Source organism: Desulfosarcina alkanivorans (genome assembly GCF_009688945.1).
In the GTDB taxonomy this organism is placed as follows: Bacteria; Desulfobacterota; Desulfobacteria; order Desulfobacterales; family Desulfosarcinaceae; genus Desulfosarcina; species Desulfosarcina alkanivorans.
Genome location: NZ_AP021874.1, coordinates 3,024,428 through 3,050,760 on the forward strand (window position 1 = coordinate 3,024,428; position 26,333 = coordinate 3,050,760).

The 26,333-nt window shown below is 59.4% G+C and carries 22 protein-coding genes and 1 pseudogene; 11 read left to right on the plus strand and 12 right to left on the minus strand.

Annotated features, from left to right (window positions below):
- Positions 1-222 precede the first annotated feature (222 nt).
- The 3 genes from prfB to DSCA_RS13340 all read right to left on the minus strand — a co-directional run bounded on the left by prfB (position 223) and on the right by DSCA_RS13340 (position 3,586).
- Positions 223-1,321, minus strand: a protein-coding gene (gene prfB / locus DSCA_RS13330) for a peptide chain release factor 2 (RefSeq protein ID WP_231716479.1) whose coding sequence is annotated in 2 segments (ribosomal slippage) — positions 223-1,251 and positions 1,253-1,321 — 1,098 coding nt in all. Because the reading frame shifts where the segments join, the coding sequence is not laid out codon by codon here.
- Positions 1,322-1,410: 89 nt separating this feature from the next.
- On the minus strand, positions 1,411-3,048 hold the full coding sequence (gene lnt / locus DSCA_RS13335; RefSeq protein WP_167527761.1) for an apolipoprotein N-acyltransferase: 1,638 nt from the start codon (positions 3,046-3,048) through the stop codon (positions 1,411-1,413).
- Complete coding sequence (locus tag DSCA_RS13340; protein WP_155316895.1) at positions 3,038-3,586, minus strand: hypothetical protein; 549 nt, start codon at positions 3,584-3,586, stop codon at positions 3,038-3,040. The genes lnt and DSCA_RS13340 overlap by 11 nt, the downstream gene beginning before the upstream one ends.
- A gap of 323 nt (positions 3,587-3,909) precedes the next feature.
- Here DSCA_RS13340 and DSCA_RS13345 point away from each other — a divergent pair, with 323 nt between their 5' ends.
- Positions 3,910-4,911, plus strand: a complete 1,002-nt coding sequence (locus tag DSCA_RS13345; protein ID WP_155316896.1) for a TonB-dependent receptor — start codon at positions 3,910-3,912, stop codon at positions 4,909-4,911.
- Positions 4,912-5,220: 309 nt separating this feature from the next.
- On the opposite strand, the gene asd is transcribed toward DSCA_RS13345, so the two are convergent.
- Positions 5,221-6,348 carry an aspartate-semialdehyde dehydrogenase gene (gene asd / locus DSCA_RS13350; protein WP_155316897.1) on the minus strand — a complete coding sequence of 376 codons (1,128 nt, stop codon included), beginning with the start codon at positions 6,346-6,348 and terminating at the stop codon, positions 5,221-5,223.
- Between the two features lie 522 nt (positions 6,349-6,870).
- On the opposite strand from asd, the gene DSCA_RS13355 reads away from it, so the two are divergent.
- A complete protein-coding gene (locus DSCA_RS13355; protein ID WP_155316898.1) occupies positions 6,871-8,976 on the plus strand; it encodes a methyl-accepting chemotaxis protein in 2,106 nt (701 codons plus the stop codon).
- Positions 8,977-9,032: 56 nt separating this feature from the next.
- Here the strand turns inward: DSCA_RS13355 and DSCA_RS13360 are convergent, their stop codons facing one another.
- A complete protein-coding gene (locus DSCA_RS13360) occupies positions 9,033-9,857 on the minus strand; it encodes an alpha/beta fold hydrolase (protein WP_155316899.1) in 825 nt (274 codons plus the stop codon).
- Positions 9,858-10,238: 381 nt separating this feature from the next.
- Here DSCA_RS13360 and DSCA_RS13365 point away from each other — a divergent pair, with 381 nt between their 5' ends.
- The 4 genes from DSCA_RS13365 (at position 10,239) to DSCA_RS13380 (ending at position 14,487) form a co-directional block, all read left to right on the plus strand.
- Positions 10,239-10,592 carry a hypothetical protein gene (locus tag DSCA_RS13365; RefSeq protein WP_155316900.1) on the plus strand — a complete coding sequence of 118 codons (354 nt, stop codon included), beginning with the start codon at positions 10,239-10,241 and terminating at the stop codon, positions 10,590-10,592.
- A 154-nt stretch (positions 10,593-10,746) separates the two neighbouring features.
- Positions 10,747-11,724, plus strand: coding sequence for an AEC family transporter (locus DSCA_RS13370; protein ID WP_155316901.1), 978 nt, complete (start codon positions 10,747-10,749; stop codon positions 11,722-11,724).
- A gap of 243 nt (positions 11,725-11,967) precedes the next feature.
- Entirely contained in the window at positions 11,968-14,097 is a 2,130-nt protein-coding gene (locus DSCA_RS13375) for a SpoIIE family protein phosphatase (protein WP_155316902.1), read from the plus strand.
- A gap of 21 nt (positions 14,098-14,118) precedes the next feature.
- The gene (locus DSCA_RS13380) at positions 14,119-14,487 is read left to right on the plus strand and encodes an STAS domain-containing protein (protein ID WP_155316903.1); all 369 of its coding nucleotides are present in this window, start codon (positions 14,119-14,121) and stop codon (positions 14,485-14,487) included.
- A 285-nt stretch (positions 14,488-14,772) separates the two neighbouring features.
- On the opposite strand, the gene DSCA_RS13385 is transcribed toward DSCA_RS13380, so the two are convergent.
- Positions 14,773-14,946: a hypothetical protein gene (locus tag DSCA_RS13385; RefSeq protein ID WP_155316904.1), complete on the minus strand. Its 174-nt coding sequence runs from the start codon at positions 14,944-14,946 to the stop codon at positions 14,773-14,775.
- A 451-nt stretch (positions 14,947-15,397) separates the two neighbouring features.
- Between DSCA_RS13385 and DSCA_RS13390 the strand changes: the two genes are divergently transcribed.
- Both DSCA_RS13390 and DSCA_RS13395 read left to right on the plus strand, forming a co-directional pair.
- Positions 15,398-16,051, plus strand: coding sequence for a lactate utilization protein (locus DSCA_RS13390; protein ID WP_155316905.1), 654 nt, complete (start codon positions 15,398-15,400; stop codon positions 16,049-16,051).
- A 122-nt stretch (positions 16,052-16,173) separates the two neighbouring features.
- Positions 16,174-16,467 (plus strand): hypothetical protein, encoded by a 294-nt coding sequence (locus DSCA_RS13395; protein ID WP_155316906.1) that lies wholly within the window; start codon positions 16,174-16,176, stop codon positions 16,465-16,467.
- 12 nt (positions 16,468-16,479) lie between these two features.
- On the opposite strand, the gene DSCA_RS13400 is transcribed toward DSCA_RS13395, so the two are convergent.
- The 6 genes and pseudogenes from DSCA_RS13400 to DSCA_RS32565 form a co-directional block, all read right to left on the minus strand.
- Entirely contained in the window at positions 16,480-17,622 is a 1,143-nt protein-coding gene (locus DSCA_RS13400) for a mechanosensitive ion channel family protein (RefSeq protein ID WP_197904786.1), read from the minus strand.
- A gap of 211 nt (positions 17,623-17,833) precedes the next feature.
- Positions 17,834-18,643: an alpha/beta fold hydrolase gene (locus tag DSCA_RS13405; protein ID WP_197904787.1), complete on the minus strand. Its 810-nt coding sequence runs from the start codon at positions 18,641-18,643 to the stop codon at positions 17,834-17,836.
- Positions 18,628-18,999, minus strand: coding sequence for a YdbL family protein (locus tag DSCA_RS13410; protein WP_155316908.1), 372 nt, complete (start codon positions 18,997-18,999; stop codon positions 18,628-18,630). The genes DSCA_RS13405 and DSCA_RS13410 overlap by 16 nt, the downstream gene beginning before the upstream one ends.
- Positions 19,000-19,045: 46 nt before the next feature.
- Positions 19,046-19,258 carry a YnbE family lipoprotein gene (locus tag DSCA_RS13415; protein ID WP_155316909.1) on the minus strand — a complete coding sequence of 71 codons (213 nt, stop codon included), beginning with the start codon at positions 19,256-19,258 and terminating at the stop codon, positions 19,046-19,048.
- 11 nt (positions 19,259-19,269) lie between these two features.
- Entirely contained in the window at positions 19,270-21,954 is a 2,685-nt protein-coding gene (locus DSCA_RS13420; RefSeq protein ID WP_167527762.1) for an intermembrane phospholipid transport protein YdbH family protein, read from the minus strand.
- Between the two features lie 87 nt (positions 21,955-22,041).
- A pseudogene (locus DSCA_RS32565) lies at positions 22,042-23,572 on the minus strand (TMEM43 family protein).
- A 76-nt stretch (positions 23,573-23,648) separates the two neighbouring features.
- Between DSCA_RS32565 and DSCA_RS13435 the strand changes: the two are divergent.
- From DSCA_RS13435 to DSCA_RS13445, 3 genes are read left to right on the plus strand one after another with little or no spacing between them, the layout of a single operon-like run.
- The gene (locus DSCA_RS13435; protein ID WP_231716480.1) at positions 23,649-24,431 is read left to right on the plus strand and encodes an ATP-binding cassette domain-containing protein; all 783 of its coding nucleotides are present in this window, start codon (positions 23,649-23,651) and stop codon (positions 24,429-24,431) included.
- Positions 24,421-25,170: an ABC transporter permease gene (locus tag DSCA_RS13440; protein WP_155316913.1), complete on the plus strand. Its 750-nt coding sequence runs from the start codon at positions 24,421-24,423 to the stop codon at positions 25,168-25,170. Before DSCA_RS13435 ends, DSCA_RS13440 begins: the two co-directional genes overlap by 11 nt.
- Positions 25,171-25,198: 28 nt before the next feature.
- Positions 25,199-26,203: an ABC transporter substrate-binding protein gene (locus DSCA_RS13445; protein ID WP_155316914.1), complete on the plus strand. Its 1,005-nt coding sequence runs from the start codon at positions 25,199-25,201 to the stop codon at positions 26,201-26,203.
- Positions 26,204-26,333 lie beyond the last annotated feature (130 nt).

Below are 26,333 nucleotides of genomic sequence, written 5' to 3' on the forward strand. Positions count from 1 at the left end.
GGGGTGATGGGTTCTCTCACGACACTGACAGGGCCAGTCGCAAATCAACATTTCGGGTGCTCCCGGAAATGACGGATGGGGGATCCCCGCAACACGGAATCTGCGACACGCCGGGGCCGCAACGAAATGGAAACCGCAGGCGCGGCAGCGCTGTGCCGGGGATTTCAATAGCGTGAGAACGCGGGCCTTGGCCGAAAGATGCCGTTTCCGGATGGTCACCGGCTATGCCTTGCCCGACAATAAGACCCCTTCAATGAACATGTCGATGTCCCCGTCCAGCACGCTGTTCACATTGCCGACATCCAGACCGATACGGTGATCCTTGACCATCTGGTAGGGGTGCAGCACGTAGGAACGGATCTGGCTGCCCCAGGCAATGTCGTCCTTGCCGTTGTGGATTTCCTGCAGCCGCGCGTCCTGCTTACGTTTTTCCGCTTCGTAGAGCCGCGCCTTGAGCACCTTCATGGCCATGTCTTTGTTGCGGTGCTGGGATTTTTCCTGCTGGCACTGAACCACGATGCCGGTGGGCAGGTGGGTAATACGCACGGCACTGCTGGTCTTGTTCACGTGCTGGCCGCCGGCGCCGCTGGCCCGGAACACATCGATGCGCAGGTCCTTGTCCGCCACGTCGATTTCAATGGCATTGTCCAGCTCCGGGTAGACAAAAACGGACGCAAACGACGTGTGGCGCTTGCCGCTGGCATTGAAGGGAGAAATTCTCACCAATCGATGGACCCCGCTCTCCGACTTGAGATAGCCGAATGCGTATTGACCGGTGGCGGTAAAGGTGACGCTTTTGATGCCCGCTTCGTCGCCGGGCTGAAAGTCGACAATACCGGATTTGAATCCTTTCGCCTCCACCCATCTCAGGTACATGCGAAACAGCATCTCGGCCCAATCCTGGGCCTCGGTACCGCCGGCGCCGGCATTGATGGAGATGATGGCATTGTTCCCATCGTCCTCACCGTCCAGCATCATGTCCAGGGAAAACCGGTGCATTCGCCGGCCCAGGTCGCCGATCTGGCCGGAGACCTCCGCCATCGCATCGGCGTCCGCCTCTTCAACCGCCAGTTCCAGCAGAATGCCCGCTTCCTCCAAATCATTTTCGAGGCCGTGAAAGGCGTCGATGCGCTGTCCCAGAAGGGTGCGCTCCTTCAAAATGGCCGTGGTGCCCTCCGGGTTGTCCCAGAACCCGTCACGGGCAATTTCCGCTTCGATCTCCTGGAGCCGTTTTTCCTGGCTGACCAGGTCAAAGATACTCCTTGAGCTGGTCAAGCTTCTGTTTATGCTCTTTCAATGTCTGTTTGGCTTCGGTACTCATGGTTTATCTCCTATTTGGGTCACACGCGCTCAGGGTCGCAGTAAAACGCAAAGGATCCCGGGCAATCGGTTGGCCCGACGGCACCGGAATCATTTCCTGCCGGGGCCTCGCCCGGCCAGCCGGCTGATCAATCGCTTAATCCAATGGGGCGAATCCCGCAGGGCATCGCCAGCCGGCTCCCGGCCACCGATCATGAACCGCCCCGCCAGCACACCCAGCACCATCAGGCAGGCCATGGGCAGCAGGTCGCCCATGCGGGTATACATGCTGGCTTCCGACAATACGGGCACCGGACGATCGACCACCGCATCTTCGAACAGGTCGGTTCGCGCGATGATCCGCCCGGCGGGGTCAACGAATCCGCTGATCCCCGTATTGGCACAACGGACCAGGCTGCGGCGATTCTCGACAGCCCGGAAGACCGCCATTGAAAAATGCTGGAAGGCTGCGCCGCTCCTGCCGAACCAGGCATCGTTGGTCAGGTTGACCAGCAGCCCGGCACCGTTTTTCACAAGAGACCGGGAAAGTCCCGGGAAAATAATCTCAAAACAGATCTGCACGCCGATGGGAGGGTTCGCCTCTCCCCACGCCAGGGTCCGCCCTTTCTCTCCAGCCGAGAAGTCACCCACCTGAGCCACCATCTTGCCCACGAACGACAGCACGCGTTTAAAAGGGACATACTCGCCGAAGGGCACCAGGTGAACCTTGTCGTATCTCCCTGTGGCACGGCCGTCCGGTGCCACCATAAAGGCGCTGTTATAGTAGGCATGACTGCCGGCTTCCCCATGAACGCTGGGGCTTCCCACCAGCAGATGGACGCCCGCCCGCCGGACGGTGTCGGTTACCAGCCGGGTGAGCTTGGGGCTGGCCTCGAAGTAAAACGGTGTCGCCGTTTCCGGCCACACCACCAGATCCGGGTTGCGGGCAGCGGACGTCAACGTCAGGCCGACGTATTTCTTGGTGGTGGCGATCTGAAACGCCGGATCCCATTTGCGGGCCTGGTCAATATTGCCCTGGACCACGGCCACCCGAAGCGATGAGGCGTTACGAACGGCTTCATCCATGGCCCCGATTCGTGTGGCTCCGTATACCAGGCACGAACCGATCAGCACCAGGGGCGCCACGACGGCCTTCAGGGCCAGCCACCGGTCCACCGGAACCCCCCGCCAGGGTTTGCCTGCAAGGAACAGCAGCAGCACATATAGGGCAGCATTGAAAAGCACCACCAGAAAAGAGATCCCGTACACCCCGAACATATCTGAGATCTGTATGATATGCAACCGATTAAACTGGGAATATCCAACGGTTCCCCATGGAAATCCAGTGAAAAGAAAACTGCGCACATACTCGATCGCCACCCAGAAAATCGGGGCCAGAATAACCAGTTGCCCGGGTTTCCGGCAAAGGCGGGACACCGCCAGTGCAAAAAGTCCCGGGTAGACGGCCAGGTAGGCCGCGAGCAGAACCAGCAGGGAGACACACTGCCACCATGGCAGGTATCCGTAAGTCCGCATGGTGAAGACCACCCAGTATAGCAGGGTCAGGTAGTGGGCCAGACCGGCAATCATACCGGTCCTGAACGCCGCTTGGGGGCTGAGGCCCCGCAGGGCGACCAGCAGAGGGACCAGGGCGAACCAGGCCGTAGCCGACAGCCCCAGCTTGGGAAATGCCAGGGTCATCAAGAGCCCGCTGATAACGGCAGGCAGCCATTTGGATTTAAGCACCATCACCATCTCGCCCCTGTTTCATAACCGTCTCGCCCAGGTATTCCCGGACGGCATTGATGGCGTGGGAAAACATCTTGGTACCGGCCAGTATGGCACAGGCATCATCCTCGTCGCCACAAACGCCGGCAAAAGCAGGACCAATGGCCCTGGCCGGTTCCGGGATCTTGCCGGCAGCATCCAGCGCAGCGACATAATAATCAAGACGTTGTTTGAGGATGTCGAAATAATCGATGTCCGAACCCACGGTCAGAGATGCCGAGGTGGAAAGGGTGCCGGAAAAGACACGGACATGTTCCCAGAAATGCTGACCGATTTCGGCTTTAGGACCATCGTCGGCCAGAAAAAATGAAACCGCCCACCCCACCGATATGATTCTCAGCAGTTGAATTTCGTATTCCATCGTCCCCCGCTGTTCAGGAGACGCCAGCGGCAGGGTGCCAAGAATGACGTTCATGTCGTTACGGTCGATGGCGTATTGAAACAGATCTTCGCCGGCACGGGCTATTGTATCTTCGACTGCTTTTTCGGTATCGGTCATGGATCCTTCCGTCGGGTTGATCGTTGCCGTCCATCCTGGCGGCACAGTCGCATTCAGAACCAACCGCCGCATCTCGATCGGCCGCACCCCGTGGCAAATCGCGACGTGGGGCTCCGGGGTGCCGGGTCAACGATTGAAGCGGCCGAACCTTAAATCACCGGTGGATGCAAGTCAAGCCGGCTGTCTACCCGATGAACACTTGTATTTCGGCCGGTTTCGTGAGATGACGGCAGCGTTTCCCGGGGACGGCTGTAGCCGCTGGCGATCCGATGGGGCGCCTTTGGTTCAGGCAATGACTGCGACCACACATTAAAAGACTGCTCATGAGACCCTTCTTTACGGCGCTGGTGATTGGCTGGATTATTCCCCTTTTCGCGTCCCAGGTGTTTTCGCAGCCCCTGACATCCGATGTCCCGTCTCCGGTGAAAACGGTTGAAAGCGACGATGCCTGCGGCGCCATCGTCGACCTGACCGCCGGCTACCGCGCCGATAAACTGAGCTGGCACATCGCCGGCAACCGGCAGGGAACCCACCCCAACGTCCGTTCGGAGCTCTCATGGACCGATATTGAAATCTACCAGCTCAAGTTGGCCAGCCGGACGGTCCTCAAGGAGCATGTCTACCTGCGGGGCCATGTGAACATCGGAACCGTGGTTTCAGGCGACAACCGGGATTCGGATTATGGCGGAGACAACCGGACCCAGGAATTTTCCAGGTCCCTGAACGGCGTTGACGGTAACGATGTATGGGATGCATCGCTGGGCGTCGGCGCCCGGTTCTCCTTTTTTGACGCAACCATGATGGTCTGTCCAATGCTCGGTTATGCCATTTCCGAACAGGATCTGAACATCGTCGACGGCTACCAGGCCATCACGACACCGCCCGCGACCACCCCCATCGGCCCCATTGCCGGTCTGGACAGCCGGTATGAGACCCGCTGGAAAGGGCCCTGGCTCGGCGTGGATCTCTTTTTTTCAATTCCCTGCACGGAAGGCCCGTTTTCCGGAATCGGGGTCATCTTCACCGGCGAGTACCACTGGGTTGATTTTGATGCCGACGCCAACTGGAATCTTCGTGAGGATTTCGACCACCCGGTCAGTTTCTCCCACGACGCCGATGGCAGGGGTCTGATGGCAGGGGCAAGGATCCTGTTCGAAACCAGAACCCGCTGGGGGATCAATCTGGGCATGAACGTACAGGAAATGACCACGGACGCCGGGCGGGACCGGATCTTCTTTGCAGACGGTTCCGTCGCCGACACCCGACTCAATGAAGTCCGCTGGCGTTCATTTACTTTTGAAGCGGGCGTATCCTACCGATTCTGATTGAATTCCTGCCGATTCAAGCCGCTGGATGACCACGGGGTGGTCCGGGGCGGGGCCTGCGGTCCGACGGGCCGACAGGCCCCAAAAAAAACTCCCCAGACCCGGAGGATCTGGGGAGCCGAAAGCTGAAGCGCACACCCATTGATCTTATAGTACATCAAAATGAACAGAATGCAACACTACAATAACGCCTAAAACATACTTGTCCAAAACACGTACTATCCATGTGAAACGGAGTTGCAGGGGTAAGCAGCGCAACAGCCGGCCAGGCCGGATGTCGGCGATGCCTGTCTGCCTTCAGTATCAGGATCAGGCGGCGCCGTCCATACGGGCAAGGATAATGTTGAGAACCCGGCGCAACGGCTCGGCCGCACCCCAGAGCAGCTGATCGCCAACGGTAAAGAGGGTCAGATAACGCGGCCCCATGTTCAATTTACGAATCCGCCCCACGGGAATGGAAAGGGTTCCGGAAACCGCCGCCGGGCTGAGTTTAGCCAGGGTTGCGGCCTTGTCGTTGGGCACCACCGACACCCAGTCGTTCGCCGAGGCAAGGGCCGCCTCGATGTCAGGCAGCGGAATGGCCTCGGTCAGCTTGATGGTCAGGGCCTGGCTGTGGCAGCGCATGGCGCCCACCCGGACGCACTGCCCGTCGATGGCGATGGGGTTGGCCGAACGCCCGAGAATTTTATTGGTTTCCACCAGCCCCTTCCACTCCTCCCGGGTCTGCCCGTTTTCCATGGCACGATCGATCCAGGGAATCAGGCTGGCCGCCAGCGGCGCACCGAAATACCGGGTGGGAAAATCCGGACCGGCCAGTGTCTCGGAAATCTGCCGGTCGATATCCAGGATGGACGATGCCGGATCGGCCAGCATCGCCCTGGCCCCATCGCCCAGCAGTCCCATCTGCGACACCAGCTCCCGCATGGTATTGGCCCCGCCACCCGATGCACTCTGGTAGGTCATGGAGCTAATCCACGCCACCCAGTTTTTTTCAAAGAGCCCGCCAATGGCCATGAGCATCAGCGAGACCGTACAGTTTCCGCCGATAAAATCCTTGATGCCGTCGTCAAGGGCCCTGTCGATCACATGCCGGTTCACGGGATCCAGCACGATGACGCTATCGTCCTTCATCCGCAGGGTGGATGCCGCATCGATCCAGTACCCCGTCCACCCCTTCTGCCGCAGTGCCAGGTGCGTCCGCTCCGTGTATCCGCCTCCCTGGCACGATACGATCACCGCCAGATCGCCCAGCCGGTCCAGGTCATTCGCGTCCATCACCGGCTGGGGTCCGCCGCCGATGTCAGGGCCGGCGCTGCCGGCCTGGGAGGTCGAAAAAAAAACCGGGGCAAATCCTGAAAAATCGTTTTCAGCCTTCATCCGGTCCATGAGGACCGATCCCACCATGCCACGCCATCCGACGATGCCTATCTTGATCATTTTTTCAGGACTCCTTTAGGTTGATGATCCCGCCGGCAAAATAAATGGAGTGACATTCTCCGGCAGGAATCTGCAGGCGGTTGCCTGTTTCAATAAAGTTCGCATGGTCCGGTTGTCAAGGTGTTTTAAAACATATGACGGGCGCCGGAACCGGTCGTCCCGGAAAAAGATTCCCTGCAGCATGGCATATCGGCACGTCGCGGGTGGTGACCCCGCCCCATTGGAAAAGCGGCTGTTTGTTCATTCAAACAATCAGCAAACAGGCTCAAGAAAATGGCGGCCCGGCCGAATATGGTTCAAAAGGATAGTTGAAGGCCGATCCCGGATGTCGCCGAAACGATGCAATACCCGCCGAAATCCTTCAATGGGTCAACCAAAGATGAAGTTGCGGGAGCCTGAAAAATACAGCATACGGCCGGGCGCAGGCGGTTTCCAGCGCCCGCCGATGGTGCGGCGCAACAACCCGGGCGAAAATCGTCGGGATGGGCATGGGACCTTGAACCGAGGGACGAGGAAGGTTGGATGAAGATCAAGTCGAAATTATTATTCGGTGTAACCGGGGTGGTGCTGTTTATCATGATCTGCTCGACGGCAGCCGTCTACATGCTGTTGAACAAACAAAACCATGCCGCTGTCCGGCGGAACCTGGAAAAAACCATCAACCTGGTCAAAGACGACCTTGGCAGACGCCAGGCCAAGCAAACTCGGGATGTCAGCCAGGCGGTCACCGTAAATAAAATCGGCGAGAGCATCAAGTTCATCGCCGGTTTTGCCGGCCAGATCAATATCACCCGTGACGGCTACGTGAAAACAGCGGGCGCACTCGCACAGCTGATCAGCGCCGGTGATTTGTGGCAGGCTGCCGTCTACAACCACAAGGGGCTGCTCCTCGCATCCGCTCAGGCCATGCCGGACCGGACATTGGCCGCGGTTTTCGCACACGGGGACGGCCAACGGACCTTCGAGCAGGCCCGTATCAATGCCGGGGACCCTCTGAATGAAGCCGCGTGGCAACAATCCGAGTCCTCCCCCCTGTCCACGGTTGCCAATCAATTTTCCGGCAACCCGGTGGCTGAGGCCGAAACCGTTCAGTATATCGATCTGGACGGTGTGCTCTGCCTCCAGACCACGGCTCCCATTCACACCAATGTCTACAACAGGGAGACGGAGCTGGTGGAATCGCAAGTTTTCGGAACAGTGGTGGCCCGTCAGCGGCTGGAAGGTGGTTTTTCGGCGACCCTTGCCAACCTGTCCGGCATGGACCTCAACATCTTCTCCGGCCAGGGGAAACTGAATGTCGGCACGCTGCCCGGGTACAACCAGCTGGCGGGCACGGCGCAGACGGCCGTGGACACGACCCTGTCGGTCGAGGCGCAACCGCCGGCCTCCGCCGAAATCATGGTAGACGACGACGGTTTTTTTCAGGCGGCCCTTCCCCTCCACGACGGATCCAGGGTTGCCGGATGGCTGTGTGCCCTGGTGTCCAGGCAAACGGTTGCCGCCAATACGCGCCAGATGGTCATCACGATGGGCCTGGTGTATGCGGGCTGTCTGGTGGTGGTCATCCCGCTGGCCTATCTTTTCGCCGCGTCCTTCTCCCGCCTGGTCAACAATGTGGCCAACGGCCTGAAGGACATTGCAGAAGGAGAAGGAGACCTGACGAGGCGCCTCGAAGAAGACAGCAAAGACGAACTGGGTGACCTGGCCCGATGGTTCAACACCTTCATCCGGCGACTGCAGGGCATTATCAGGGAAATCGCGGAGAATGCCGGCCACCTGGCGGCATCCGCTTCCGAATTGAAGGGCCTGTCGAAAAGGATGAGCACCCGTGCGACAGACATCTCCAATGAGTCGGCCGCCGTATCCTCGTCATCGGAAGCGGTAAGCCTGAGCACCACCGCTATCGCCTCGGCCATGGAACAATCCAGTGTCAACCTGAGCACCGTCGCCGCTGCCGCCGAAGAGATGACGGCCACCATCAAAGACATTGCGCGCAATACCGGGAATGCCAACCGGATTACCGGCAAGGCGGTGGACCAGGTTAAAAGCGCATCGCAGCGGGTCTCCATCCTGGGCACCGCCGCACAGGAAATCGGCAAGGTCACCGAAACGATCACCGAGATATCGGAACAGACCAACCTGCTGGCCCTGAATGCCACCATTGAGGCGGCCCGGGCCGGTGAAGCGGGAAAAGGGTTTGCCGTAGTGGCCAACGAGATCAAGGAACTGGCCAGGCAAACGGCAGCGGCAACCGAAGAAATAAAAAATAAGATCGGAAGCATACAGGATACGACCCAAAGCACTGTATCTGAAATCGAAAACATCTCGGTTGTGATCAATGAGGTCAATCAGATCGTTTCGACGATTTCAACGGCGGTGGAAGAACAATCCAGCACCACCGGCGAAATTGCAGGCAATGTGGCCCAGGCGTCCCAGGGGGTGCAGGAGGTCAATCAGACCGTCGCCGATAGCACGCAGGCCATCGATCAGGTGGCCCGGACACTGGTGCGGGTCAACCGGGCCGCCAGCGACATGTCCGGCCAGAGCAGCGCCGTCGACGACAGCACCCACGCCCTGTCGCGACTGGCGGAGGAACTGAACCGCCTCGTGGGATGTTTCAAGGTGTAGGCAGATAGGGGTAGCGGCGCACGGATCTTCGAAAAACGAGGCGTCCGGGATGGGGACTATATGGCTTCGGGCATGTCTGACCAGCGGTCCGACAAGAACTGCAAAATGGTCTTCAGAAACCACTCGGGGGTCTCTACCGGTATGGAATGGCCGGCACCTTTCACCAGCAGATGCCGGCCCCCGCTTTTCTCGGCCACCGCTGCCGCCCCTTCCGTGCTTACCAGGGGATCGTCTGCCCCGCTCATCACCAGCAGGGGCATGTCGAGCTTCCCCAGCATGGAACTGAGGCTCGGATAAGCGGTCATGGCCGATAGATGAGCGGCCACGGACGACGCCCGGTTGCGCCGGACGATGGTTTTGGCGATGCGGTCAAGAATTTTTCTGTTCCTGGCCAGATAGGCTTCACCGAAAACATGCGGCGTGGCAGCACTTACCATGGCCTCGAGCCCACCGCTTTCGATAATCTTGAGCCATGACCGGACTACCAGCCGGGCCCGAGGGGAAGCCCGAACCCCGATGGCGCACATGACCAGTCGACTGACCGCTTTGGGCATCCGCCGGGCCATGGCATAGCCCAGCAGCGCGCCATGGCTCAACCCCACCAGGCAGACCGGCCCCAGTTCAAGATGACGAATCAGCGCCAAAAGATCATCCAGGTGCAAATCCAGCGAAAGGGGCAAGGGGCCCAGTTCGCTTTCCCCCTGCCCGCGGGCATCGTAAAGCAGGGAGCGGAACCCGGGCTTCAAGGCTGCCGCGATGACCTTCCAGTACATGGTGGTCTGCAGGGTGCCGTTCAAAAAGATCACCGCCGGCCGGGCAAACTCGAAGCCGACGGTTTCATAATACAGGCTGCATCCGTCCTGGGTTCTGAAATAGGGCATTTGCCGGCCATCCTTTTTGGGGTTGCGGTCCCGGACCCGGCTTCCCGTATATCACATCCGGTCAAAATTCTGAAGATGGCAGACAGCGCCGGCAAAGGCGGTCCGGGACGGCGAAAATCGTTGGGCCGGCACCGTTCGGGCGGACATGGTTTGGGGCCGCTGTTTTTGACATCTGCCGATATCGGTCGCATTATTTAAAATCTAAAGAATATCACCGGTTGCCTAATGGCCGGCTAACAATGACCCGATAGCTTGAATCAGGCGGTGCCGCCAAATCGACGCCGCAGTTCGGACAGGCACCCGGTGAAACAAAGGCTTGCGCGGTGACTGTAAATCAGTCTAAAAAGACATCTACAAAAGATCCTTAAAAGGAGTGTTATCATGTCGACCAAATTCTATTGTAACAGTGAAATCTGCACCCATGCGGACCATGGCCCCTTCGTTCTCGAGCTGGCCCAGGAAGCGGTCATGGACGGGAACAACCTGGCCACCATCTTCTGTCCCCGGTGCGGCAAACCCATGAAGCAACTGCCATTGGACCTGAAAAGTTCAGAGCATCATCGTTTTTACTGCCACAGCGATGCCTGCAGCAGCAGGGAGAACGGCCTTTTCTTCATCGATCTGCCGGGAGAAGCGGTAATGGATAAAAACAATCTGGCCACCATCTTCTGCCCCAAATGCGGCAAAGAGATGAAACCGTTCAGTCAGCAACCGGACGCGGCAATCAACTTTTAAGGACGGGGACCGCGCTGCCCGGACGATGCCGGTCCGTCGTTTTCTTCCGGCATGGGTAACTGCCGATGCAAAAGGGTGGGCATTCCACTGAGAATGCCCACCCTTTTGCGTGGTTGGCCTGCCTCGACGGGCAGTTGAAAAACGGGATTTTCTGATGAACAAACTGATTCTTTCTTTCGGAATCATCTTCGCCGGCCTGGCCCTGGGATACGCCATTCAGCGGCTGACCGCCGCCCGCAGGATACGCCTGCCCGTATCGCTCGAGGTGCTGCGCAAGCGCCTCCAGAAGACCGCCCTGCTTTTCGTCCTGCCGGTGACGGTTCTGGGGGCCATCTGGACGGTGGATGTCCGCTCCCTGTCCATTGCCGCCCTTCCCCTGATCGGTGTCGGTGCCATCACCCTGGGGGGTATTCTGGCCCTGGGCGCCGCCAGAATGCTTCAACTCGACCCCCGAAAAACCGGCGCCCTGGTCCCCTGCGGCGCATTCACCAATATCGGCGCCATCGGCGCACTGATCTGCTATGTGTATCTTGGGGAGATGGGATTCGCCCTGGTACCCATTTACAAACTGTTCGAAGAATTGACCTATTATGCGGTGGGGTTCCCCCTGGCCAAATATTTCAGCGCTGTGGATGCCGTGCAGGATTCCGTCGGGGAACGGTTGAAGGCATTGATGATCGATCCATTCATCCTGACAGCGCTTTTCAGCATCATCATCGGCGGGGTTCTCAATCTCTCCGGGCTTCCGCGGCCTGAGGTGTTCGGCATCGTCAATGCCATCTTCATCCCCCTGGGCACCGGTATGATGCTGATCTCAATCGGCCTGGCCATGCGTTTTGGAAGCGTCCGCCACTATTTAAAAGCATGCACACTGGTGTCCCTGATCAAATTCATCATCGTTCCCGTGTGTGCCACCGCAACCGCCTGGTCGATCGGCTATGGTCATATGGAAAGCGGCCTGCCCCTGAAAGTGGTGATCATTCTGTCATCCATGCCGGTGGCATTCAGCGCATTGATCCCCCCATCGATCTATGACCTGGACCTCGACCTGGCCAACGCCTGCTGGTTTTTCACTACGTCGGCCCTGATCGTCGTGCTGCCCGTGCAGTTGCTTCTGATCAACCTGGTTTGACGAGCCGAGTCGGATCGCCATTGCAGCCCCCTCCTGCCGGATGCCGACCAGTCGGTGTTTTTGGCACCGTGCCGGAACCGGACCACCAGGCCCGAGTTGACCTGTATCCCCATTTGGATGTAAAAGCTTACTGTTGCCCGTCCGCAGGTCGGTGTCACGCCGAAACCGGGGGATCTTGGAAAAATTCATGGCATGGGAAAAATGTTACCCCAGGCTGAAGGCCATTATGCCCATGATTGACTGTTGAGCATCACGCATGCGCTTGAGAAAACCGTTTCCGGAAAAGCTGAAGTCAGAATCCTGATTATGCGAACCTGTTTCTCCCTTTTTCTCCTCCTGTTTTGGGTGGTGTCGGCGGATGTCGCACCTGCGGCCGACCTTCGGATTACCGTGGGCGTCCATGAGAACACACCGCTGATTTTCACCGATCCGAGCGGCCAGGCAAAGGGGATAGCTGTCGACCTCCTCACCCTGATTGCACGCGAGGAGGGCTGGACGATCCACTATCTTCCCGGCTCCTATGCCCAATGCACCCAGCGTCTGGAAAACGGCACTATCGATCTGCTGCCGGGCATGGCCATCTCCCCGCAACTGCAATCGCTGTTTTCATTCGGGGAAGAGACCATCGTTGAGAACTGGGGGCAGCTTTACATCAGTCCGGCGGCCACGTTCTCGGACATCCTTGATTTCCACGACAAGGCCGTGGCCGTGGTTGAGGCAGACATCTATTTTGAGTTTTTCGAAACCATCATGGAAAAGTTCGAAATTCGACCGCGATTCATCCAGGTCGATGACTACGGGAACGTCTTGTCCCTGGTCCACCAAAAAAAAGTGTCCGGGGGAATCGTTCCCCGGCTTTACGGGGCCTACTACGAAAAACAGTTCAGGGTTCGCAAAAGCCCCATCAGCTTCAGGCCCACGGAATTGCGTTTTGGCGTCGCCAGCGGCCGCAATGCCGCCATTCTCCATACGCTGGACAGTCACCTGAAACAGCTCAAATCCAATCCCAATTCCATCTTTTACCAGTCCATGGATTTTTGGACACAGGGGGTGCGAAAGGTCACGCTTCCCCTTTGGCTCAGGCCCGTTTGGGTACTGGCAATTGTCGCCGGGGTCATGGGGCTGATCATCGCAGGCAACATATTTCTCAGACGGCAGGTCAAACTTCGGACAGAAACCCTGAAAGCAACGGTTGCGGAAAAAGAGAAGATCGAGAGCGAGCTGGCGGTGGCAAGGGAAATTCAGCGCCAGCTGGTGCCGACCAATTCCCAGGCACTTGCGCGCAGGCGGGAGTTCGACGTCTACGCCTGCCTGGAACCGGCCCGGGAGGTGGGCGGGGATTTTTACGACTATTTCTTCATCGACCGCAACTCCCTGTGCCTGGTCGTCGGCGATGTCTCCGGCAAGGGGGTGCCGGCAGCCCTTTTCATGGCCATGACCAAAACCATGATCAAGTCCGCGGCAAGGCTGCTGGTGGAACCGGAATACATTATCGCCGATGTCAATCGGGAAATCGCCAGGAACAACCCGTCCCTCACCTTCGTGACCGTTTTTCTGGGCATACTGGACCTGAATACCGGCAACCTGACCTACACCTGCGCCGGCCACAATCCGCCCCTGTTCATCGGCGAGAAGGGGAACTCGGTCCTTTTGGGGGATGCACAATGCCCGGCCATCGGCCTGGACGACACGTTCCAGTACCGGCAGGCCACGGTTCAGATGCGGCACAATGAGGGCCTGCTCCTGTTTACGGACGGCGTTACCGAGGCACAGGATACAAAAAACCGCTTTTTCACCCAGGAGTCACTCATGAACACCGTATCCCTGACTGCCGGTTTGACGCCCAGGGAAAGGATTGCAGCCATCCTGTCCCGCATCCGGGAGTTCACCAAAAACCGCCCCCTGGACGATGATTTGACCCTGCTGGCCCTTTCCTACTTCTCGCCAGACCGAATGGGTGATTCACTTAAAACCATTGTATTGAGAAATGACATCCGTGAAATCGGTCGAATCATGGACGCGATTACCCATTTCGTCGATTCGGCCTCTTTCCCGCCGGTGGCGGTTCACGATGTCAGCCTGGCCATGGAGGAAATATTCTCAAATATCGTCTTTTATGGGTTCGGCGACGACCTGGAGCATAACATTACGCTCCACCTGGCCATCGAGGGCGATGCCCTGGTCCTGACGCTTCAGGATGAGGGCATCCCGTTCAACCCCCTGAATGTTCAAATCGGCCGCAAGGACAAGCCCCTGGAGGAAAGGGACAAGGGAGGGATGGGAATTATCCTGGCCAAGAATCTCATGGACAAGATGGAATATCGCCGCGAGCGGGGGAGAAACATCCTGCGGATGGAGAAACGCTATCGTTAGCGGTGCAGCAAGGAGAAGCCAATGGATCTATCGGTCACATCGAAACAGAAAATGGACGGGGTGTACATACTGTCGGCGGCCGGCCGGCTGGACACCAATACCTATCCCCGGCTGGAAGCGCGGGTGGAGGTGGTGCTCGAGGAAAAACCCCACACGCTGGTGTTCGATATGGAAATGCTCGACTACATTTCCAGCATGGGGGTGCGGGTCATCGCCAAGGCACAGAAAACCATGAAGGCCTATAACGGCAGGGTGGTCCTGTTGAACCTGCAGCCCCAGATCCAGAAAGTGTTCGACATCATCAAGGCCCTCCCGTCCCAGCAGGTCTTTTCCGGCATGGATGAACTGGACGATTACCTGGATCGGATGCAGCGGCAGGTCACCGGATAAAGCCTCAGCGTTCGATGTAAGTACCACACGGGCTTTGCCTGCGAACTCCGGTATTCGGGCGTACCCGTATCGCCCCCGGATTCGACAGATTAAGGCTGTTATCTCCCCCTGTTGCCGTCGAAGGCTGTCTTCGACCTCAAATTTCAATTGGGCTGCCTGAACCAAAGGACAATCGGAGCCGGTTTCTGCCAATGCCGACTAGATGTAGGTGAGGTTTTACGGCAATACATCTCGGCAGGCATCGCAGACCTGCACAAACCAACCCGGCCCCTTTTTCCGGGTTCTTCACCCGAAAAGGCGCTGTCGGCCAAACAGGTATGGCTCCGATTCGAAAAATGGAAAACGCGTCTGAAGCTTACGGTCGAAACTGAACAGTTTTTCGGCCTGGTGGGTTTGGGCCTGGCCGACATCATCCTCGATCAACACCCTTACGATGGCGTTGGCATCCAGTGCGACCATTCATCAACCCTTTGCAGTCACCGTCCCTGGATTGCGCTTTCCATCTGCTCGATCGAAACAGGTTTGTCGGGTTTTCTGTGTTTAAGAAGACCGAAAACCGAACTGGCCGGTTATTGTTCCGTGGTAATGAGCACCTTGCCCTCCTCGAGCGGCACGAAAATCAGCTTTCCGGAGGTTAGGATTTGCAAAAACTCCCTGATTTTTTTGGGGATGGCAACCTGTCCCGTTGATGATAAGGTCCCTGTCTCCATAGCGCCCTCCAAGACGTTTATAATTTTCCTTACTTTTCAGTAAGGATACCAAGCAACGCCGAAAATGCCAAAGATGTTGGTGGCAACTAGCTTTCAAACAGCCAATCGATGAATCTTGACACACTTGCGGCGGAGGGATAAAACCGGCAGCATGAAAAACGGGGAAAAGCGTTTCGCTCCCCCCATGAAAGGAGATATCCATGGACGACCCCATCCCCCACTACTGGAAAATACGGCTGCAGAAACTTAAAAAGGCCCTGGAGGCCAACAATTTCGACGTCTACATCGCCGATAATAAGGACATGGCCAAAAAGATTGCCTACAACACCATCATCCCGGCCATCTCCGCCCGAACCATATCCTGGGGCGGGTCCATGACCTTTGTCGGCACACGCCTGTATGAGGCCCTGAAAAGCGACCCCAACTACACGGTGATCGACACCTACGATAAAAGCCTCTCGCCGGAACAGGGTATCCAGCGGCGGCGGGAATCACTGATCGTGGATCTGTTCATCACCGGAACCAACGCCGTTACGGAAAACGGCCAGCTGGTCAACCTGGACATGATCGGCAACCGGGTCGCAGCCCTGACCTTCGGGCCGAAACAGGTGCTGGTCTTCGTCGGCCGAAACAAGATCGTACCGGATCGCGAGGCCGCCATCGCCCGCATCAAAAACTACGCCGCCCCGGTCAATGTCATGCGGCTGGACAAAAAGAATCCCTGCGGCAAAACCGGTCGCTGCGAAAACTGCAGCAGTCCGGATCGCATCTGCAACACCTGGACAATCACGGAAAAGAGTTTCCCCAAGCACCGGGTGAAGGTCGTTCTGATCAATGAAGACATGGGCTTTTGAGGCCACGGAAAACGGCTGCCGTTGCCCTGAGGAGAGCTTCCGAAAACCGCCTGACGGATTCGGAAGCGCCCGGACACCCAATCTGAAAATAACGGGGCCAACCCGACCAAGGAGCAATCGAGATGACCATCGAAGCGACCACCTGGCTTTACGTAACCATCCAGCAGGCCGGCGCCGACGAACAGATCGTCGGGCAGACCGACACCGAACACGACATTTCTTTCATTCCCGCCTTTTTAAACAAAGAGGACGCGCAGCAGGCCATGTTTCATCTGCCGCTGGAGAAAAAGAAAAAATACGAGGTGCAGGCCATCATTTACGAAGATCTCGCCCGTCACGCCGTTGAAAACGGGTTTTTGATTTTTGTGCTGGACGAGGACGGCAAGGTGCTGGAGCGTCTTCCTGCCGCCCGGTGAGGCGGCCGGGTATCAAGCTGTTTTTTTCTCAGCGCCGGAAAAAACGGTCTCGGGAATTTCCGGTGGCAGGGTCTCGATGTAAACGGACTGGCTGGGGAAGGCAAAAGAGGCGCCCGCCGTCTCTACAATCCGCTTGATTTCACAGGCCAGGTTCTCTTTGATCGCCAGCCATTCCCCCCATACGGTGGTCTTGGTGAAGCAATAGATCAGGATATCGATGGAAGAATCGCTGAAACGGTCGATGCGCACAAAGGTGGAAACCGCCGGCGTGGTGTCGAAGGCATCGGATTCGCGGATGTAGGCGTCGATGCCGTCGCAGATGGCTCTCAACTGGTCAACCGTGGTGTGATACGCCACCCCGATGGCCCAATAGATTCGCCGGTGGGTCATCAGGCTGTAATTGACCAGGGAATTGTCCGACAGCCTGGCGTTGGGCACATACACCGGCGCCTTGTCGAACTGGCGGATCAGGGTGGAACGGAACCCGATGTTTTCCACCGTGCCTTCCACCTCCCCGTCCACCTTGATCCAGTCGCCCGGGTTGAACCGTTTTTCGGCAATAATCAGGATCCCGGCGATCAGGTTCTTGAACAGATCCTGGGCGCCCAGCGCCACGGCGACACCGAACAGCCCGAGCCCGGCGATGATCGGGCCGATCCGGATGCCCCAGATCTCCAGGATGGTGGCGGTACCGATGAAGATCAGGGCCACGTTGATGGCCTTGATCAGCCAGGCCACCATGGAAGCGGTGAAGTATTTTTCCAGTTGCCGGAGGATGCCGGACAGGGGGGACACCAGGTTCCTGAACGCCCAGAAAATGACAAATACGATCATCGAACGCACGATACGATCGGCAAACAGTTCCAGACTGCCGGACAGGGCCAGATAGTCGACGGCCAGATAAACACCCAGCACCACGGGGATAAAGGCGATGGGCCGCTCCAGCACCGTCAGGGCCTCATCGTCGAATCGCATTTTGGTTTTCCCGGCCAGCCTTTTCAGTTGGCCGAGAACGATTTTCACGAACAGGCTGCGGACCAGCAAGGCCGCCAGGACGATGGCCAGGGCCACGAAAATCCGCCCCAGGCTCGTCTCCAGCAGTCCCTTGTCCCAGACATCCACAACCAGCAACCAGAATTGTTTCAAGGTTTCCAAAGCATCACTCCACGTTGCGCGAAAAGCCCCCCTGACGGCAATCCAGGCGGAGAAAAATCGCTCGTTTCCACGATCCATTGGTAAAAAAGGCAGCCGGCACCGCCTTCTGGCGCTGTCCGTCGGCCGGGCACCTGCTGCCACGAGCAGCAGGATGGTAAATGGATCGGGCCCGCCGTTCAACTATTTTTTATGAAAACAGCGATGAATCGGCTCACCGGGGGACATTGATCCGGCGGGTCATAAAGGTCGACACGGCGGCAAGCACCGCGTCGGTTTTTTCCAGATGCGGTGCGTGGCCGCAGCCGGGGATCACCGCCACGTCCACCGCGCCCCCGGCGTTTCTCCGGATGGCATCGATCTGGGCCTGCGACCCGTAGGCGTCATTTTCCCCCTGAATGGCCAGCACCGGTACGCGGATGGCCGGCAGGAAGGGTTCGATGGTCCAGGACCTGAAATGGGGGTGAAGCCAGACGTCGCTCCATCCCCGGAAGGCGCACCGGGTATTTTTCCCGTGGTAATGGGCCAGGCGGGTTTTAAGGTCTCCATTGAGATAACGTTTGCGCGCGGCCTCAATGGATTGTCGGGTGAGGGCTTCGCAAAACACATGGGCGGCCAGGGTGACGACGCCTTTCAGGCCCGGCCCGGGGATACCGCCGGCATGGATCAGGGCGATGGAGCCGCCGTCGGAATGACCGACGAGAACGTAATCGCCAATGCCGGTTTGCCGGAGGACCTCAGGCAGCACGGTCAACCCGTCGTGATGCATGAAATCGATGGCCCGCGGCAGTGGGCAGGGATCGGAGCCGCCGTATCCCAGGCGGCTGAAAACCAGGGCCCCCCAACCGATAAGTTCGGAAAACCGCGCGGGGAAATTCCGCCACAGGGCCACGCATCCCAGTCCCTCGTGGAGGAATACCAGCGTGGGCGCTTCGTCCGGCCCGGGACCGATCCACTGCGCCTCCAGCCGCCCGGCATCTGAATGAATATCCAATCGGCCCGGTCGAATTATTTCTGGTACCACCGGCCGCCGGCATCCTGGAGCCATTCTCCGGCCTTGGCTTTTTTGGCAATCTGCAATGCCCGTCGCCGGCCGACCACCGCTGCCGTGGTGCCCTGCTGCCGGGCGATGGCATGGTAAACCCGCTGGCGGTCGTTATTCTCCGCCGCCACCAGTTCCTCTTCGGGCTTTTTGCCGCCGACGAAGGCCAGAAACCCCTGATTGTCCTCCCCGATGGCACCGGCGGCCTTGAGTTCGATAATCTTGGGAAGCCGGTCTTTCATCCGCGATTTGATATCACCGCCAAATACAGGCCCCGAAAAAATAAAAGCGGCGGCAACCATCGCTGCCACCAACCAGGAATACCGTGTCCGGTTCATCTCAACAGTCCTTTCCCTGCCGACAAAACACCATGGGTCAGCAGTCTCATTCAATGGGCTGGATGGCCCCGGCAGTTTCATCGATATCACCGAAAAAATCGTCAAGGGCCCGGTCCACCTTCACATTCACGTCGATCGTAATGTGGATGGGCTTGATTTCCACCGGTTCTACCGCCACTTCATGGCGGGTGGCGCAGGATGAAAGGCCCCAGACGGCCCAGACGGTTGCCGCCAACGGCAGCAACATCTTTTTCAGCATAACGGGTCTCCTTACTCGATCATGTTGACAATGTCCTTATACTGCAAAAGCTGATTCAGGGGAAGCCTCAGGTTGACGTCCAGGCCGATGCCCTGAAAAACCGATCCCCGGGCGCCGGCCTCGACGCGAACAAAGCTGCCGATCTCCTTTCTGTAAACGAATGGCAGGGGGTTGACCGGCTTGCCGTCGAACTGGAGGCGCATGACCACATCCTCCCCTTCGGACATCAACCCGAGCTTTGCCCAGGTGTAGGCGTAGTTTTTCAGCGCCTCCCGGGCCAGTTCCACCTGGGCAAACTGGGGGGTCCCCGCCGGGATGCCCCGGGTGAGGACCTCCGTGCCGGTGAGTTGAACCTGTCCGCCTTCACCGGGTGTGGAAAAGAGGAACCCGTCGTCGAAACGGATGTTGCCGTTGCGGTATACGACGGGGATCCTGCCGTTGACCGTCCCGGTCCCCCTGGCGTTGACCGACCCCAATTGCTCGAGAATGCGGGACAACCCCAACTGCTGGCAGTAAAGGCTCACCCGGTAGTCCTGTTTGCCGGCCGTGACACGCAGCGATCCGGCGTCCACCTTTCCCCCGCACCAGAACATACGGCCTCTTTCAAGAAACAAGGTCTGCCCCGATTCCACCTGTACGTCAAATTCACCGCCGTCCACGACGATGCCGCCCATGGCGGCACTGGAAAAGCGGACCTTCTGGGCGGGGCCGCTGCGGAGGCGGGGCAGTTCGGGGAAGCGCAGGGCCGCATCGATGCCCGTCACCACAATGTTTTTTTCCGCCACCCGCAGGCTGCCGTCCTTCATGGAAAAATCGACATCGCCGCGCAGGCCGCTGGGGGAAAAGGAAGCATTCCCCTTAGCCGCCACCGTCCCGGTCAGGGACACCCCTTTCCCTGCCGGAAACAACCGTTCCAGGTCACGATCAACCGTCAGTTCATAGGGGGGCATCCTGAACGCGACGTCGGCAGAGGGGAGACGCGCCCCACGGGTGCGAACGGTTCCCGTGAAACGGACGGCCATTCCCGGCAGCAGGTCGCTGGCATGGGTGGCGGAAAAGGCATAGGCATCTGCTTGGCGGGTGATGCGGCCCTGGAGGTTTCCGAGGACGCGCGGACCGTCGTCGATCCGGGCAACGGAGAAGGTGCCCGCCCGGACCGCTTTTCCGGCAACCGAGTGGTAGGGGACGTCTAACCGGACGCCCGACAAACGCAGGCCGCTGTCCTGGTGATGAAACCGGCCCCCGGCAATTTCTACCCGGCCGTCGACCACCGGCGGATCGCTGCCTTGCCGCTGAAACCGCGCCGACACGGTCAGAGCATCGAGTTTACCGGCCATGCCGCGGCCGGTGACCGTCGGTTCGGAAAACTGGATCCGGGCATCGCCGGACCAGGCGGCACCATGGGGACCGTCCCCGAACCGCAGGCGACCTGCGGCATCCGCCGAAGGCAGGTTGGCCAGTGTGCCGGCCAGGACCGCCCGGATCGTGCTCAGATCCAGGGTCCAGTCGGCGCCCCCCTTTTGACGGTCACCCGCCGCTGTAAAACGAAAACGGGGCGGGGCACCATGAATACCGATCCCGCCCGCCATCCCTGTCCATAGGCCTGCGGGCGTATCCGGACCGCTTCCGTTCGTCTGGAATTGGGCGGTCCATTCGCCCGATGCGTTGTGGGTGGCCGCGAATGTCAAGGGCAGTGGGACGCCGGCGGTCAACGCAACCGGTGTCGTGCGATCGAGTGAAAAAGGAAGGACCGTCAGGTCGGCGGTCCCCGCAACCGTTCTCAGGTCGGTATCGACGTCCACGGTTGCCGTCAGCATGTTCAGGGACACGGGTGCCGGTCTCTGAAGCCGAACGCCGCCGGCGGTGACCTGCCAGGCCTTGAGATTCCCGGACCTGGCTGACAGGACCGCCGGGGCCCCTCCCCGCTCCGGTCCGGCCCGAACCGGCGCGCAGGCCAGACCGCCGTCGTGCCAGGTCAGGTCAATGGCCGCATCACCAATGGACACCGGCGCCAGGTTTATCCCGGCGGCTGCCCGGACACTGACCCTTCCGGTGGCGTCCAGACCGGGGACCCGGTGGACCAGGTCGGCAAAACGATCTATGTCAATCATATCGCCGTCTACGCGTAACCGCCCTTTCCGCTGTTTCACATCGACCCGGACGGTCACCGCCAGTGCCTGTCCGCGGGGGAACAGGCGCAGGCGGGCATCCAGGCCGGTCATATCCTCTCCATCCGGGGTCAGCACGAGGTCAAAGGGAATTTTATAGAAGGCGCTGCCCCAGGCCAGGTTGATGAGGCCGCTGCGGACGTCGAGTTTTCCCAGCTGGACGGCCGCCAGGGGAGATGGCCCGTCGGCGGACGCCTCGGCTGCCGTTTCACCTTTCGCCACGGCTCGCCAGTTCACCCCCGGAAAAGAGATGCCGCCGGGGCCGACGGAGGCGTTGATCACGACATCACGAATGCGTATGCGGTCGATTTTTTTCCGGCGCAGGCCAGCCGGTGTATAGTCGAGAACGATGGCGCCCATGGCCAGGGCCGGCCGGTCGGCAGGACCGAAGACAAAAGGCCCCGCAGTCGTCTGGCGCAGGCCGATCCGGGTGATCCGTCCCGAAAAATCGGCAACGCCCAGGCGCTGGATCTGCGCCACGGGAAGCCGCCGGGTCACCATCGCCGGCAGGTAAAGATAACCTGCCATAAGCAGGCATCCCCCTATGGCGGCGGCGGCGATCGCCAGACAGCCGACAGTCAGCCAAAACCGTCTGCGTGGTCGGGTGTCGTTCATCTACCAGCCGATGTTCCGGGCGGTGAGTAGTTTTTTCGCCCGTTCGTGGCCGACAACGGCCGCCTGCTGAAAGCAGTCGACAGCCCCGGCGGTGTCCCCGGATTTATTGCGCACCACCCCCAGGTTGAACAAGGCGGGTCCGTTGGACGGATCCAGGGCCACGGCCTTTGCAAACGCCCTGGCCGCCTGTTCCAAACGGCCGCCCACATAGGCCGTTTTTCCGATTTCGATCCATCCGCCGGCCGTTTCAAGGGACGGCCGGGAAGGCGTCCTGGGCGCAGGGCCGGGCGGCGGGGGCGGGGGCTGCGGCCCATCCGCCGGAACCGGGCGAGGCGGCTGGGCAGACGGCTGAACCGGTGGACGGGCGGCCATGGGGACCGACGTGTACCGTTTTCCCTTTCTCTTTACCAGCCCCCACGCCGCCAGGGCCACGGCCGTCCCCATGAGCGAGATGCCGAGCACCGGACGGTAGAAGACCCAGGCCACGCCCATGACCATCATCGAGAAAAACAGGGCCAGCACGAAAGCGACCAAACCGGTGCCGGCCGCGATCAGGTTTCCCACAAAAGGAATGACATCGGCAAAAACCGACAGGGGTTTGAGAAGCATACAAAGCCCGATGAACATGAGCAGCAGGCCGCCGGCGCGGATCCCCCAGGTGAGCAGGCGATTGTGAAAATGAGCCGTTTTAAACATCTCCGCCGCACTGTGACGGCCTGTCTGGAGCAGGCTGATGGAACCTCCTGACCCAGTGGCATAGGCACCGAACGAATGGCCCTGCTGGGCGGCAATCAGGCTCACAGGGCCGGGAAAAAACGGCCTTGAACGAAATGCGCAGGTCTCCGATGGCCGGATCGCCGGGATCACGGCCGCGGTAATAGCCACCATCGGTCCGCATGCCCTGTGCCCCCAGAATCGATGGCAGGGGGGCCGCCTCGTCCACGGGCACCGGCACCCAGTCGTCGATTTCCCGAACCATGGAAGGGATGAGGGAGAAGGCCCCCACGGTCACGTCGGAAGCGTTGAGCGTCCTGGATTGAAAAGGCATGGAAGCGGGGTTCTCATGCCCGCTGCGCCGTTTGAAAGCCGATGAGTTAATGGGTGATGCGGACCAGACCCGCGAATAGGAATAGGTGGTGACCTTCTTTTCACCACCACCGGTCTTCTTTTCGGTTCGGGTATCCCGGCTTTCTTTCCATTGATACATCTCCACCGTTCGCTGGAGACGCAGGGCCGTCAGGGAAACGGAAAAGGGGGTATCGGCAAGCGATTGCCGGGTATCCGCCGTGCCGCTGGTGTGCACCAGCCGTCCCTGATTGGCCGGATCGACGCGGTCGGGTAAAATGGAAACCACCGCCCCCTCCCCCTCTTTCAGGGTCTGGTCGCGTTTGACGGCCCGACCTTCATTCCAGAACAGCAGGGGAAACGCACCGGCAAAAAGAACCAGGCCCAGAATGATGCCCGTGAAAGACGTTTTGATGCGCCCTCCCCAGGAGGTATGGGTTTCTTCGGTAAAACGGTCTTCAGACATGGCGGCCTCCGGACCGGATCGACTATCCGGGTCTTCCAATTTCTATTTTGATAGGACTGGAAATTTTTTTTTCTAAATGATATTGAACAGATATATTTGTGTCAAACAAAAAGGCAAACCCAAGGCCCCCAACCCGTCCACCTTGCGGGCGGGCTCTTTTTGTGAGCAAATGATAGAATGCCATGACATCACGTTTCGGTATCCGGGAGCGGAGGCCCCGCTGTTCGACGGGCTCGATGTGGCGATCGGCACACCGGGTTTTCACGCCCTGTTCGGTCCGTCCGGCGCAGGCAAGACCTCCCTTGCACGGATCATATCCGGTGATATCGACGGATTCGCCGGCCGGGTAAAGACCGCCGGCGACATGCCCTGCCTGTATACCTTCAACCGGGAGCGGCTGCCCGGGTGGTCGCCCGTCGGCCGACACCTGGAAAAGACCTCGCCACCGGGCCGCCAACCGCTTCGAGATGAACTGATCGATCATTTCGGACTGTCCGAACTCATGGGCCTGCGCTATTCCCAGCTCTCCATGGGGCAATGCAACCGGGTGAACCTGCTTCGTTACCTGCTCCAGGACTTCAGCCTCCTCATCATGGACGAAAGCCTGGCCAATGTGGATGAACCCACCCGGCAGACCATTCTCTATAAAATAAAATCCCTTTTTCCGGAAGCCGGGTTTCTTTATATTTCACACAATGTGATGGAAGTGTCCCAGTTCTGCGACCAGATCATCGTCGTTCGCGGGGCCCACAAATCGCCCCAGACCGCCCGCATCTGCGGACAGGATCACCGTGTTGACCGGCCCCTGGACAACACGGCACTGGAGCGGACCATGCTGGAGATCATGAATGCTGCATAGACGCATTTTCCAGTTTTTCATCGTCTACCTGTCAGGCATCGGCCTGCTGTTCGGCATCAAGCTGGTCCTGAATCTCTCCGACTATGTGATTCCGGGGCCCGTCGGAGTCTGGCAGACGGCGCAGACGGAATTTTACCGCTACATGGGCGATGTGCTGGACACCTTCGCCGTGGCTGTCATCGGTCAGATGCTGTCCATCCTGATGGCCCTGGGTGTCGGCGTGGCCGGACGCCGGGCGACCTGGTTCGGCTCTTTCATCAAAGTGGCGGCCTACAATGTCCAGGCCTACCCCATCGTGGCCATCGCGCCGATCCTCTTCATCCTGCTGGGAGACGGGTTTTTGACCCGTCTGTTCATCGCCGCCATGATCTGCTATTTTCCCCTGCTGTTATCGGTCATCGGCATCATGAGCGAACCGGTGGCCGATATCGAGCATTTTTACCGGGTCACCGGGCGGCTGCGCTGGCAGCTGGAGGTGAAAATCCGGGCCTTTGAGAATCTGCACAAGCTGACCACAGTGGTGTCGGGCAGTGCCACCCTGGCCATGGCCGGTACGATCGTGGCCGAGTTCATCGCCGCCAATGCCGGCATCGGCTACAGCATCCGCATCGCCCTCTACCAGAGCGACCTGTCCAAAATCCTGGTGGCCCTGTTTACCATCGGCATTACCCTCTCCCTTTACCAGGGTGCCCTGGAACTGGCCGGGGCCGGGGTAAAAAAGGCATGGGCGACCGGATGAGTCCATTCTACCAACTGGAGACCGCACCATGAAAACACGCGCATTATATTTCCGGGTGACCGCCTGGGCGTTGCTGCTGATCGCCGGCACGGGGATGGTGACCGCCGGAGACGTCATGGCCAACGAAAAGGTGGCCTATCGGTTGAAATGGCTGATCAACGCCAGCACCGCAGGGGATGTATATGCCCTGGGCCAGGGCTTGTTTTCCGAGCAGGGCCTGGATGTCGCGGTCAAGGCCGGGGGGCCGGAGCGGGATGCCATCCGGGAGTTGGAACTGGGGTACGCCCAGTTCGGCGTCGCCTCGGCGGACCAGGTGATCCGGGCGCTGGCCAAAGGGGCGTCGGTCGTGGTGCTGGCCCAGCTGTTCCAGATCAACCCCCTTCAGTGGATTTATCGGGCGGACGATTTTTCCCTGGCAGGGGTCCAGGATCTGGCGGGAAAAACGGTGGGGATCACCTATGGCGGAAACGACGAAACCATCATGCGGGCGCTTTTGGCGACCGCCGGCCTGGATGAGCGCCAGGTCCGCCTGGCCGGCGTAAGGTACGACTACACGCCGTTTTTCCTAAAAAAAATTACGGTCTGGCCGGTCTACCGCAATACCCAGGGTATTTTTTTGTCGGACAAGCTGGCGGCCGGCGGCGAGCGGGTGGCATTTTTCGATCCGTCCGAATACGGGATCCGGTTCGTGGCCAACAGCGTGGTCACCTCACAACGGATGCTCGACGAGCACCCGCAGACGGTCGCCCGGTTCATCCGGGCTCTGCTGGCCGGATGGCAGGCGGCCATGGCGCCGGCCAGCGAGGCGGCAGCGATCCGGTGGGTGGGCGAACACGATCGTGACACATCGCCGGCGGTCATGCGCCGGCAACTGGCGGTCACCCGCCGGATGGTCCGGCCCGATCCTGCCATACCCGTCGGCCGCATCGACAGGGCGGCATGGCAGCAGACCGAGCAGATCATGCTCCGGCAGCGCCTGATCCCCGGCCCGGTGAACGTCATCGACCGGCTGAGGCCCCAACCCTCACACTGATCAAATACGATTTACGAATTACAGCTGTCGTTTCAGGCCACGGCCTCGGCGAGGATGGCACCGGAGGTGCAGCAAGCGCTGCATTGGGGATCCCAAATGATCGGGAACGCCTGCTCGGGCCCAAAGATGG

Coding starts and splice junctions, on each gene's coding strand:
- lnt (WP_167527761.1), bottom strand. CDS start 3,048: ATGGTGCTTAAATCCAAATGGCTGCCTGCCGTTATCAGCGGGCTCTTG.
- DSCA_RS13340 (WP_155316895.1), bottom strand. CDS start 3,586: ATGACCGATACCGAAAAAGCAGTCGAAGATACAATAGCCCGTGCCGGC.
- DSCA_RS13345 (WP_155316896.1), top strand. CDS start 3,910: ATGAGACCCTTCTTTACGGCGCTGGTGATTGGCTGGATTATTCCCCTT.
- asd (WP_155316897.1), bottom strand. CDS start 6,348: ATGATCAAGATAGGCATCGTCGGATGGCGTGGCATGGTGGGATCGGTC.
- DSCA_RS13355 (WP_155316898.1), top strand. CDS start 6,871: ATGAAGATCAAGTCGAAATTATTATTCGGTGTAACCGGGGTGGTGCTG.
- DSCA_RS13360 (WP_155316899.1), bottom strand. CDS start 9,857: ATGCCCTATTTCAGAACCCAGGACGGATGCAGCCTGTATTATGAAACC.
- DSCA_RS13365 (WP_155316900.1), top strand. CDS start 10,239: ATGTCGACCAAATTCTATTGTAACAGTGAAATCTGCACCCATGCGGAC.
- DSCA_RS13370 (WP_155316901.1), top strand. CDS start 10,747: ATGAACAAACTGATTCTTTCTTTCGGAATCATCTTCGCCGGCCTGGCC.
- DSCA_RS13380 (WP_155316903.1), top strand. CDS start 14,119: ATGGATCTATCGGTCACATCGAAACAGAAAATGGACGGGGTGTACATA.
- DSCA_RS13385 (WP_155316904.1), bottom strand. CDS start 14,946: ATGGTCGCACTGGATGCCAACGCCATCGTAAGGGTGTTGATCGAGGAT.
- DSCA_RS13390 (WP_155316905.1), top strand. CDS start 15,398: ATGGACGACCCCATCCCCCACTACTGGAAAATACGGCTGCAGAAACTT.
- DSCA_RS13395 (WP_155316906.1), top strand. CDS start 16,174: ATGACCATCGAAGCGACCACCTGGCTTTACGTAACCATCCAGCAGGCC.
- DSCA_RS13410 (WP_155316908.1), bottom strand. CDS start 18,999: ATGAACCGGACACGGTATTCCTGGTTGGTGGCAGCGATGGTTGCCGCC.
- DSCA_RS13415 (WP_155316909.1), bottom strand. CDS start 19,258: ATGCTGAAAAAGATGTTGCTGCCGTTGGCGGCAACCGTCTGGGCCGTC.
- DSCA_RS13420 (WP_167527762.1), bottom strand. CDS start 21,954: ATGGCAGGTTATCTTTACCTGCCGGCGATGGTGACCCGGCGGCTTCCC.
- DSCA_RS13435 (WP_231716480.1), top strand. CDS start 23,649: ATGATATTGAACAGATATATTTGTGTCAAACAAAAAGGCAAACCCAAG.
- DSCA_RS13440 (WP_155316913.1), top strand. CDS start 24,421: ATGCTGCATAGACGCATTTTCCAGTTTTTCATCGTCTACCTGTCAGGC.
- DSCA_RS13445 (WP_155316914.1), top strand. CDS start 25,199: ATGAAAACACGCGCATTATATTTCCGGGTGACCGCCTGGGCGTTGCTG.